Consider the following 11,358-nt stretch of genomic DNA (forward strand, 5'->3'; position numbering starts at 1 on the left):
AACGACTAACCAAACCAACAAGGGGTGGGTCCAAATTCAACCGGAACGACCGGGTCACCATTCAACCGAAGTTGACAGACGATGACCTTCTTCGCCACGTAGCCCTCCCGCGTAGTTGATCGAAACGTGTTGCCCAAGTGTCGAACAGATAAGCTTAGGCTGAACCATCGCACGCTGAGTGGCCAGTCTGGGTGCCAGGACCCTCACACGCGAGCGGTCGCTGGTTCGAAACCAGCTGGGACCACTTTGTTGGACCAGGTGAGCGACGCTTTCTCAAGCTGCTCTTGGATACGTGCGATAAACGTGCAATAGCTGTGCGTCGCTCATCGTGGCGGACGTCTAGGTGTCGGCTTCAGTGTGGAATCTGACGATTATGATCGCTTTCCGTTGAACGATCCCGCTGAGATATCGCTCCGACTGGGGAAACGATCTCGTCGGACACCGAAAGTAGCGATGCCGCCGGCGTGGCGATCGGCCCGGCGGCATCGCAACGGCTCTCCCGTCCTCCGTGAACTCTATGGGCAGCTCGGCGACGGAACGGCTGAGGCTGTGGAGATTCGGTTACCGCTGACGGTGGTCTCGACAGCCAGCCGATGCTCGCGCCGCTACCGGAAAGGACTCTCTTCGTGACGCCCTTGCCTGATGTCGGCTTCGATGTGCTTGGCCGATTCGCCGAAGAACTGTTTGGTGGCCCATACCACCAGCTGCTCCTTCGTTGCGGCGAGGCTGCAGAGCGTGGCTTTGGAGCAGCAGCCGCTCGGTGAGCTCACCCATGGTGAGGGTGGTGAAGCCCTCGCTGATGCCGATGTCGACGGCGCTACTCGGCCCTCATTGCCGCCGGTCCTGCTGTTCGTCATGAGCATCAACCAGCGCGTGGAAACAGGAGTGGCCGCTGGCCCGCGCGCTGTCGGGACCGACTTGTTCCTGCGTGCCGATCACCGCCTCGCCTTCGACGCCCCGGAAGCCGACGAAGGCACCTGATACCTTCACATACGACCCCAGCGACCCGGTGCCGACCACCAGTGGCGCCCTACTGCTGTAGAACGAGTACAAGCCGGACCAAGCCCGGGGCGAAGTCCGGCCCGACGTCTGCGCCTACACCAGAGACCGCCTCGCCGACGACCGATCGGGTCGTCCGCCTGTGCGATGTCGACGCCGACGATGTCTCACGCAACATCGCCGACGGCATCGTGCGGGCAGTTGCCACCCTGGCGAATTCACGAACAGATCGTTGATCTGTGGTCCATCAGTTATGTGTTCCGCGCCGGTCATCGCATCCGGGTACAGGTCACATCCAGCAACTTCCCGCGGTGGGAGCGAAATCTCAACATCGGCGAGCCCGCCGATCGGGGCACACGGTCACTGGTGGCCCAGCAGGAAATTGCTCACGGCGCGCCTCGGTCCTCGAGGATCTGCTGCCCGCAATTTCTGGTCCGGCGTAGGGCGGTGAGGCGGCGGCTGTGGCCGCCTACTCGGTGCACGGTCCGCGGACCGATAGTGCCGGTACGATCGAGCGGTCGGCGACGTCGGTTAGTGGGTGGGCAGCAGGATGCAGGTGGTTGTGGCGTGGGCGATGAGCTTGCCCCCTTCGTCGTGTACTCGCCCTTCGGCCGTGGTGATGGTTCCGGAAATCGCACGCCTGCGCGGTGCGGTTGCGGGCTCCGGGAATCGTGTTCCATCCGACAGGCAGGTCGGTGTCCGGGCGGCCGGTCAGCGGATAGAGGTAGAGGACAACTCGTCGGCTGCCGACGCGGGAAGGTCGACGACCGTGCCGTCGGTGCTGTCGAAGGCCAACTGCGGCAGGGGTTGCCCAGTGAGGTGAGACGCGGCTCCATCGTCGACCGGGCACCGGCAGGTCCGGTGGCAGAACGGTGAGCCCCGGTGCTGGCGCTGCGGATTCACCGTGTCGGTATGCCGCGGCATGCAGTCGTCGCCGCAGAGCGTCCCGGCGTTCGGTCAGATCCGCGATTCGAATGGTCGATGCGTCGATCGCCCGCTGGTATTCGGCCAGTGATGCCGGGCGGTCGTCGATGTGGTCGCCGCCAGCGGCCCGGCAGTCCAGGAAAGGGCGGGTCTACAGCTAGCGCGCCGATGATCGAGTCGGACCACTCCGGCTTCGCGGAGGTGCCCGGCAAGGCCGCGCCGCTCGGCACGGGTTCGGACACAGTCGGGTTGGTCCACCTCACCGCGTGGTGAGGTGGACCAACCCGGTTCGGGGATATGTCTCCCGCTGAGGGGCGGGTGGTCGGGCGGCGTGCTCGTTCGGAGCGCGCCGTAGCAGGCGAGCCGTCAGAGAACCAGGACTGCCCGCTCACCGATCTTGTGCGCGGCGAGGTCACGGAGCGCGTCGTTCACCTCGTCGAGGCGATACCGTGTGGTTTCAGCGTTGATACCGTGCTCCTTCCACAGTTCGATCACAGTGGCCAAGTCCGCGCGCGACCCGAGCGAGCTGGTACTGACCTGCACTTGCTGATTGGGATTGGTGTAGCCGAAATCGAGTGTGCCGCCACCGATGCCGACCAGGATGATCGCACCGCAGGCGACGGTAGTGGCGGCGGCGAGGCACAGGGTGCTGTCTATTCCGACGAAATCGATGACGGCGTCGAGCCCCAGTCCGCCCTCGGACACGTTCTGCAATTGCGGGATGGCGTCGTCGGTGGTCGGGTCCACCGACAATGCCGCGCCGATGTCTAGCGCGTGTGCTCGTTTGGCCTCGTCGGTATCGATGGCGACAATTGTCGCCGAGGTGAGTGCGGCCAAGTATTTGATCGCGAACTGGCCCAAGCCGCCGGCGCCGATGATGCCCACGCTTCGATCGGATCCGCTGAGCCGTTCCAGCACTTTCGCGACCGCGCCGTACGCGGTGAGTCCTGCATCGGTCAGCGGTGCGGCGGCCACCGGATCCAGGTCGCCGAGCGAAACCAGATGCCGCGCGGCGGGCACCAGGAGATAGTCTGCCCAGCCTCCGGGTTGGGTGACACCGACGTAGCTGACGTTCGGGCAGACGTGTTCGTGGCCTGCTCGGCATACCCGGCATGTCCCGTCCCCCCAGCCGGGCCAGACCGCCACCGCGTCGCCTACGGCGAGTCCGGTCACGCCGGCGCCGAGTGCGTGCACGAAGCCGGTGTTCTCGTGACCGGGTGTCCACGGGAAGTACGGCGTCGGTGGCATTCCCGGGCCGCCCTGCTGGATCGTGAGGTCCGAGTGGCAGACCCCGGAAGCCGCTATCCGCACGACAACTTCTCCGGGTCCGGGCGTGGGGTCGGGGACTTCCACGATTTCGAGGTCGGAGCCCAAGGATGGCAATTGAGCTGCGCGCACAAAATTCCCTTCGTAGTTGCGGGTTGCGTCATCACGCGGTGAATCGGTATGCGGCCAGTCCGCGCACCCAGTAGGACGGCATCCATTCCGGGGCCGCTTCGAGGGGTTGCAGATCGGGGTATCGGCTCAGCAGCGCGCCGACCGCTTTCGCGCACATCATGCGACCGAGGGGCGCGCCGATGCAGTGGTGTGCACCGGTGGCGAAGGAGAGGTGTTTATTGAGGTTCGGACGATCGAGAATGAAGCTCTCGGGGTCGTCGAAAACCGTGTCGTCGTGGTTCGCGGAACTGATGTAGGAGAACACCATTGCGTCCGCTGGGATCGTCACTCCCGCTACCTCGACGTCCTGGGTGGAGGTCTGGAACACCATTTGCACGGGTGAGTTCTGGCGCAAAGTTTCCTGTACCGCGGCAAGCGCGCGGTTCGGATCGCGGCGGACTTCCGCCAGGATCTCCGGATGCGTGAAGAGGTTGTAGACCGTCGAGCTGATGAGATGAGACGGGGTTTCCGACCCACCGAACTGCATCAACGTAACCAGGCTCAATATCTCTGTCGCCGTGAGGGTTTGGGCCTCCTCCTCCGCTCGCACCAGATCGGAGACAAGGTCATTTCCCGGATTCTTGCGCCGGTACTCGATCTGGTCGGTGAAGTATGCGCGAAGTTCGGCCACGCTACGGTGGATCCGGTCGAGTTCTTCCTGGGGCAGAACGGCGCGGTTCGGCGACTTCAGCAGATCCATCGTCCATCGTTTGAAGTCTTCCCGGACCTCCGGATCCTCGACACCGAGCAGGTCCGCCGTGACATTGACCGGCACGTACGCGGCATAGTCGGAAACGAGGTCGAACTCGGAACGCTTGGATTCGAGATTGTCCAGGAGCCGCTCGACCACCGCGTCCACTTTGGGCTCCATCGCCTTGATAGCCCCGGGGCGGAAGCCGGCGTTCGCGAGCCGCCGGATGCGTGAATGCTCCGGCGGATCGGTAGCGATGATCGACTTGGTCTCGGGGACCGGATCGAACTCACCGAACGCGTTGGCGACAAAGTCCTTGGCGGAGAAGATCTCCGGATGCTTGAAGGCGTTCTCGACGTCGGTGTACCGGAAGATTCCCCAGGCTCCGACCGATTCGATGTAGTGCACTGGAGCGCTGGCGCGGAGCTCCTTGTAGTAGGGGTAGGGATTCTGCTGAACGATGGGGGATAGCGGATCGAAACCCGTCGTGGTTGTCACCTTTGACCTCCAAATCAGGACTGTCGACGTCACCGAATCCGTTCCGGTGCCGAGGGATAGCTGGATGTGATGCGCGGGACACTATGCGCGCGTGACGAAAAACATACTAAATATATTCATGTTATTTTGCAAGGGTCGCGACCGCGAATCCAGCGGAAGGCCGGTCGAGGTCAGTTCATGACGATCACTGCGCGCCCGTTGATTTTTCCCGCTTCGAGGTCGTCGAAGGCTTGCATCACATCGCCGAATCGGTAACGGGTCACGTTCGCGTTGATTCGGCCCGTTCGGGCGAGCGCTACGAGATCGGTCAGATCCTGCCGGGTGCCGCTGTAGGGTCGGATGATGGATGCGCCCCAGGGCAGGGACGTTGATAGTTGGGAGGTCTCGAATTCGAAGACGCCGTCGTTCAGGCCGGGTACGCGGATCGTGCCATAGGGTGCGACGACGGACGCGGACAGGCTCAGGGTCTGCGAATTGCCGACCAGATCCAGCACGAAATCCAGTCCGTGTCCGTCGGCGGCAGTGAGTATGTCGACGTCTACTCCCGCCCGGTCGGACCGGAATGTGTGGTCGACCTTGTCCTGCACGGCGGCCAGCGCCTCGTCCTTGATGTCGAGTGCGATGATTCGTACCCCCGTCAGCGTTCGGAGTAATTCGACCGCTAATTGACCGAGTCCGCCGATGCCGATGATCGCGGCAGTCGCGCCCGGCCGCAGCAGATCTCGGGCCGCGTTGATCGAGTGATAGGGAACCAGTCCGGCATCGGGCAGGATTGCCGCGAAGGCCGGATCGAGACCTGCCGCGGGGACGAGAGCGGCGGCGGGTACGGCCACCAACTCGGCCAGCCCACCGTCTGCCGACACGCCTGGCGTCGGCGCCGGGAACATTCTCCCTCCCGTGTTCAGGCATGCGTTCTCCCGGCCGGCGACGCACTGGCGGCAGACCCGACACGACCAGACGGGATACACCACGACCTGATCTCCGACGGCATAGTTCTCGACGTTGTCGGCGAGTTCGACGATCCGACCGCAGATTTCGTGCCCCAGCACAGTGCCGGGAGTCAGCATCGGCTCGCTGGAAGCCCGCATATGGATGTCTGTTTGGCACACCCCCGCGGCAACGACTCGCACCAGAGCGTGGGACGGCTGAAGTTTCGGCTCGTCCACCTCTGTCACGGATACGTCCTGGACGCCCAAGTACTGGACGGCGCGCATGGCCGCCTCCTTTCATTAAAACATGATCACCATAAATATAGTGATCATGTTTTCCGTAGGCAATGGGAAGCCGGCAGCTGCATCCGGGTCGGCGGCATCGCACTACGCGGGTCGGCGAGCGCGCCTCGGCCGTGGGAAATGTCGGTACGCAGTGCGGAATCCGCAGCGGCGGGACAAGGTCGTGGCGTAGGTTACGGCCCGTGCGTTGCGTTTCGAGGAGTCGCCGATGCCGGTGCTTATGTGGGGTGAGTAGTGCGCCGTCGACGGTAGAATCGTGAAGGTAGACGAGGATTCGATGGGCAGTAGCGACCTGTTCGCGACGCAGAGTGACGAAGCCGCCACTCTGGAGTCGGAGTTGCGGGCGGCCGGGTTCGATGATCCGTTGGAAATCGGTCGGGGTGGGTTCGGTGCGGTGTACCGGTGTGCACAGCCGGCCCTGGACCGAGTTGTGGCGGTCAAAGTACTCACTCGGGGCATCGACGACGAGAATCGGACGCGTTTCCTGCGGGAGCAGCAGGCCATGGGCCGATTGACCGGCCATCCGAACATCGTCACGGTCCTGCAAGTCGGTGCCACGCAGAGCGGGTATCCGTTCCTGGTCATGCAGTACCATCCGCGAGAGTCTCTGGACGCCGTCATCCGCCGCAGTGGCCCGCTCTCGGTGCCGCAAGTGTTGCGACTGGGCGTCAAGCTGGCTGGGGCTGTGGAGACCGCGCACCGGCTCGGCGTGCTGCACTGTGACATCAAGCCGGGAAATATTCTGCTGACCCGATACGGTGAGCCGGCGCTGACCGATTTTGGGATAGCGCACTTTGCCGGGGGGTTCGAGACCGCCGCCGGCACGGTCATCGCCTCCCCGGCGTTCACCGCTCCGGAAGTACTGAAGGGCGAGCGGCCCAGTCCCGCTTCCGATGTCTACAGTCTTGCGGCAACGCTGTTCAGTGCACTGACCGGCCACGCCGCATTCGAGCGACGGACCGGCGAACGGGTGGTGACCCAATTCGTCCGGATAACGACCGGCCCTGTCCCGGACCTGCGCGAGCGCGGCGTACCGGGTGGGTTGGCCGATGCGATAGAGCGAGCGATGGCGGCAGAACCCGTCGCCCGGCCGAGCACTGCCGCGGAGTTCGGGGAAACCTTGCGCGCGATCGAATCCGACTGTGGGCTCATTGTCGACGATATGACCTTGCCTGCCGAGGGCGGCGAGGCTCGGAAAGAACCCGGACTCCCCGAGCCCGGCCCGGCGCCGATCGGTTATGGTGGCGCGCATTCGGGTCGTAGTACCGTGGGACGCCTGCCGTCGGAGTTGACCAGCTTCGTAGGCCGCAAGGCGGAATTGGGGGCAGCGCGCGAGCAGTTGACTAAGTCACGACTGGTGACGTTGACCGGGATCGGCGGTGTCGGCAAGACCCGGCTGGCGCTGCGGTTGGCCGGAGACGTACGTAAGAGTTATCCCGACGGGGTGTGGCTGGTAGAACTGGCAGAACTGCAGGACGAGTCGCTGATAGCGGATGCGTTGGCCTCTTCGCTGGGTTTGGGGAATCAGTCCGCCGCACCGATGCAGGACGTCGTCGTGGAGTATCTCGCAACGCGTCGTGCGCTGGTCGTGCTGGACAACTGTGAGCACATGATCGAGGCCGTCGCACGACTGGCTCGGACTCTGCTGCGCGCCTGTCCTGCCTTGCGGGTCCTGGCGACCAGCCGCGAGCCGCTGGATATCGAGGGAGAAAAGGTACTGCGGGTGCCGCCCCTGACCGTCCCCGACCCCGGCGAAGAGCCGGCGCTGATCGGCGTCTCCGGCTACGACGCGGTGACGTTGTTCGAGGAGCGTGCCGCCACGGCCGTCCCGAGATTCGAGATCACGGATGAGAATCTCGGCACGGTCGTGCGGATCTGCCGGCACCTCGACGGCCTGCCCTTGGCGATCGAGCTGGCGACGGCGCGGTTGCGGGCGATGTCGGTGGAGCAGCTGTCGCAGCGATTGACCGACCGATACAAGCTGCTCACCCATTCGAATCGGGTCGCGCCGACTCGGCAACAAACGCTGCGCCTGTGCGTGGAATGGAGTTATGAGCTGTGCACCGCGGCCGAACAACTGGCGTGGGCGCAACTGTCGGTATTCGCGGGCAGTTCCGAACTCGATGCCGTGGAGGCTGTGTGCCTGGCGGAAGACGGCGCGGTCGACTTGCTGGACTGCTTGGTCTCTCTGGTCGACAAGTCCATCCTGATCAGGGAAGAGCTCGACGGTGTGGTGCGTTATCGGATGCTCGAGACGCTGCGCGAATTCGGGCGGGAGAAGGCTCAGGCAGGCGGGATTTACGCATCGTTGCGGCGACGTCATCACGAGTGGTACCGACAATTGGTGCTCGAAGCCGAAGCAAATTGGGTGGGTGCCGAGCAACTGAGGTGGCTCGCCCGGCTCGGACGTGAACAGGCCAACCTCCGAGAAGCGATGGAGTACGCGCTGTCGGATGAAGAAGGCGCGGATACGGAATCGGCGTTGCGGATCGCGGCCGGTCTGTTCCCCTTCTGGTTGTCGCGGAACCTGCTCAGCGAGGGCAGGTACTGGCTGGATCGAGCTTTGTCCGAAGGCTGTGTCGACTCCTCGGCGCATCGTCTGAAGGCAATGTATGCCGATAGCGTCCTGGCGGAGCTACAGGGCGAGTTGGCTATCGGCGGTGAACTCGTCGCCGAAGGGCAAGCGATCGCGGCGAAGGAAGGGCATCGTGTAGGTGTCGCACGGATGGCTCACGCGGCGGGGCTCCTGGCACTGTACAGCGGTGACGTCGCGAAGGCCTGCGGATATCTCGAGGACGCACTCGCCGTCTTCACGGTCGATGACGATCAGGCGACGAGGGTGTGGATCCTGATGATGCTGGGACTGGCATACGACTTGGACGGGCGCCCGGAGCGGGCCATCGCGTGTCAGGAGAAGGTCCTCGAGATCACCGACGCGGCCGGTGAATCCGTGTACCGGTCGTATTCGTTGTGGGCACTGGGGATTACGGTGTTTCGGCAGGATGACTCGGAGCGGGCATCGGAGTTGTTTCGGCAATGCTTGCGACTGTGCCAGGTCGTGGATCAGCCCTTGGTGACCGCAGTGTGCCTCGAGGCCCTGGCATGGGTCGCCGCCGAGACCTCGGACATGGGCGACGCGGCCCTGCTGATGGGGGCCGCCGATGCTCTGGGCGCGGCGGTGGGCAGCTCCGCGATACTCTTTCCCGAGCTTCGTAACCACCACGAGAAATGCTGGCGCCTGGCATGGGAAGCGCTGGGGGAGTCGGGGTTTCGTGGCGCCTATCGCCGCGGCTCGCGGATGACGGCCGACCGGGCAATTGCGTTCGCCCTCGCCGCGGGCCGTTCGAGGACGGCTGTGGCAGGGCCGATGCTGACCGCCATGGAGCGGGAAGTCGGTGAGCTGGTGGCGCGGGGCCTGAGCAACGATGACATCGCGGGGGAATTGGCCATCTCACTGGCCGCGGCGCGGCGGCACTTGGAGCAGATACGGACAAAACTCGGCGTCAGATCGAAGAAGGAGATTTCCGTCTGGATCCGGGCCCAACGGCGTGGTTACGGATCCACTGCGCAAACCGCCGCGTCGACGGTCCGCTGAGACGGCGCATTCGCGCTGTCGGCGAACTCCTGGCTTGGGTATCAGGATCCGTACATCTCCCAGGTCAGCGCCTGGTCCATAACCTTGGGAAACTTTCGTTCGAAGAAGGCCCGAGTTTCTGCCATGTGCTGGCTCATCACGTCCCGTGCGCGGTCGGAGTCGCAGTCTTCGATCGCTTCGCAGATCTGCTCGTGGATTTCGGCGACATGTTTGCGCGAGGTCCGGCTGTAGACCACGCCCAGGCGGGCCCCATCGATGATCCAGTCCAAGGAGTTGAGGAAATACGTGAGCAGCGGATTGCCCGAACCTTCGGCGACGAGTTCGTGAAAGCGGTGATTCTCGTACAAGAACAATTCTTCGTCGGCCAGCCCGGCCCGCATCGCTTCCACGGACTGCCGAATGCCATCCAGAACGCGCTGATTGCCATTGCGCGCGCACAGCGCCGCCGCGATCGGCTCGATGTACTCGCGTACCTCCAGAACAGATCGGAAAGGAGTGTCGGAGAACTGCATCAGCAGCGCCAGTGTGCTGGCGAGCTGGCGGGAATCGGGCAGGCCGACCGTCGGTCCGCCACCTCGGCCCGGCCGGATGTTGATCACTCCTTGCTGCTCCAGGATCCGCAGCGCTTCGCGCACAGTGCTTCGCCCGACACCGAACGATTCGTTCATATCCGCTTCGATCGGCAGCGCGTCTCCGGTACGCAGCCCGTCCTCGCGAATCATTCGCACGATCCGTTGCGCGACGACCTCCGATCGCTTGCGCGGCATCTCCGATCGGCGCGTGCGTGGAGTGACGTCCCGGAAAAGGGGCATGATCTCGGTAGTGTCCTCCTTACCGGCCGCGGAGTCGCGTCCAGCCGTCCCGGCAGAGCGGGAAGCGGGGGTGCGGGCGTCGGGCGCTGTCTTTCCGGGCATATGATCATCATATATTTATTCCCGCGCCAACCATCCGGTGCCCGTTCGCCCGGCCATGGCGCCGTGCCGGTGAGCCGGATCATCGGATGGGTGTCCGAGTGTGCGCGAGCCGAGCGTGCCGGCTATTCGGACGGCGTCCCTGAGGTGTAGACAGGCGTGCCGGTCGCAGAATTGGTGAAGATGGAGTATGACCTCAGCTTGTGCGATAGTCATCGGATCGGGCGGGTAACGGCATTCAACCGACAGTGTCTTCGGTTCCGGCGTGAACATCATCGACCCGTGAAATGTGCGGAACGCTTCTCAGCCAGGGCGCGTCGCGCCTCTCGGGAGTCCTCGGTCGACATGACGACGGCATGGTGAGAAGAAATCAGGTCCAATGCTGTTGTAAGGTCGTGCTTCTCACCGAGTTTCGTACTTCGCTTGATCATCTGCACCGCGATGGGTGGTTGACTCGCTATTTCGGTTGCCAGGGCGCATATCGCCCGGTCCAATTCCGCAGCGGGATGGACCGCGCTGACCAGGCCGAGCGCCAATGCTTCGGCGGCGTCGACCGTCCGTCCCGTCCACATCAGCTGTAATGCGTTGGCCGTGCCGACGATTCGGGGCAGTAGATAACACCCACCGTCGCCCGGCACCAGGCCCACCCGAATATAGGCCTGGGAAAATCGTGCCGATTCCGACGCCAATCGGATGTCGGCGAGCAGGGCCATATCCATGCCGGCGCCGAAGGCATCCCCGGAGACCGCGGCGAGGTACGGCTTACTCAGCGCCTCGGCGGCATGCGCGACTCGGTGGACATGCTTGGTCAGCAAATTCTTCGCGCCCAGCGGCGTCGGCTCGATCTGCTCCAGCACTGTCAGATCGACGCCGGAACAGAACGAACCACCGGCACCAGTGACGACAACGACTCGCGTGTTCGGGTCGCGTTCGGCCTCGCTCAACGCGTCGGCCCAGGCGTCGATCATCTCGAGGGTGAACGCATTTTTTCGGTGCGGCCGGTTGAGCCGGATGGTGGCGACGTGATCGGCCACTTCGTATTCGATGTCTGACATCATTGTTCTTTCATTC

At 63.9% G+C, this 11,358-nt stretch carries 8 protein-coding genes; 3 read left to right on the plus strand and 5 right to left on the minus strand.

The features are described from left to right. The first annotated feature begins 735 nt into the window (after positions 1-735). Together A5780_RS41085 and A5780_RS43150 are read left to right on the plus strand one after the other, a co-directional pair. On the plus strand, positions 736-981 hold the full coding sequence (locus A5780_RS41085) for a hypothetical protein (protein WP_197521796.1): 246 nt from the start codon (positions 736-738) through the stop codon (positions 979-981). 180 nt (positions 982-1,161) lie between these two features. Further along, complete coding sequence (locus tag A5780_RS43150) at positions 1,162-1,875, plus strand: CocE/NonD family hydrolase C-terminal non-catalytic domain-containing protein (RefSeq protein ID WP_369829537.1); 714 nt, start codon at positions 1,162-1,164, stop codon at positions 1,873-1,875. A gap of 414 nt (positions 1,876-2,289) precedes the next feature. Here the strand turns inward: A5780_RS43150 and A5780_RS19320 are convergent, their stop codons facing one another. From A5780_RS19320 to A5780_RS19330, 3 genes are all read right to left on the minus strand, one after another. Continuing rightward, positions 2,290-3,321 carry an NAD(P)-dependent alcohol dehydrogenase gene (locus tag A5780_RS19320; RefSeq protein ID WP_064909166.1) on the minus strand — a complete coding sequence of 344 codons (1,032 nt, stop codon included), beginning with the start codon at positions 3,319-3,321 and terminating at the stop codon, positions 2,290-2,292. Between the two features lie 31 nt (positions 3,322-3,352). Further along, complete coding sequence (locus A5780_RS19325) at positions 3,353-4,549, minus strand: cytochrome P450 (protein ID WP_064909167.1); 1,197 nt, start codon at positions 4,547-4,549, stop codon at positions 3,353-3,355. A gap of 170 nt (positions 4,550-4,719) precedes the next feature. Beyond that, positions 4,720-5,763 (minus strand): alcohol dehydrogenase catalytic domain-containing protein, encoded by a 1,044-nt coding sequence (locus tag A5780_RS19330; RefSeq protein ID WP_064909168.1) that lies wholly within the window; start codon positions 5,761-5,763, stop codon positions 4,720-4,722. Positions 5,764-6,037: 274 nt separating this feature from the next. Here A5780_RS19330 and A5780_RS19335 point away from each other — a divergent pair, with 274 nt between their 5' ends. Further along, positions 6,038-9,376, plus strand: coding sequence for a protein kinase (locus tag A5780_RS19335; RefSeq protein WP_369829535.1), 3,339 nt, complete (start codon positions 6,038-6,040; stop codon positions 9,374-9,376). A gap of 41 nt (positions 9,377-9,417) precedes the next feature. Here the strand turns inward: A5780_RS19335 and A5780_RS19340 are convergent, their stop codons facing one another. Beyond that, on the minus strand, positions 9,418-10,290 hold the full coding sequence (locus A5780_RS19340; RefSeq protein WP_082976570.1) for a FadR/GntR family transcriptional regulator: 873 nt from the start codon (positions 10,288-10,290) through the stop codon (positions 9,418-9,420). Between the two features lie 269 nt (positions 10,291-10,559). Next, positions 10,560-11,345 carry an enoyl-CoA hydratase/isomerase family protein gene (locus A5780_RS19345; RefSeq protein ID WP_369829536.1) on the minus strand — a complete coding sequence of 262 codons (786 nt, stop codon included), beginning with the start codon at positions 11,343-11,345 and terminating at the stop codon, positions 10,560-10,562. Positions 11,346-11,358 lie beyond the last annotated feature (13 nt).

Source organism: Nocardia sp. 852002-20019_SCH5090214 (assembly GCF_001665865.1).
In the GTDB taxonomy this organism is placed as follows: domain Bacteria; phylum Actinomycetota; class Actinomycetes; order Mycobacteriales; family Mycobacteriaceae; genus Nocardia; species Nocardia nova.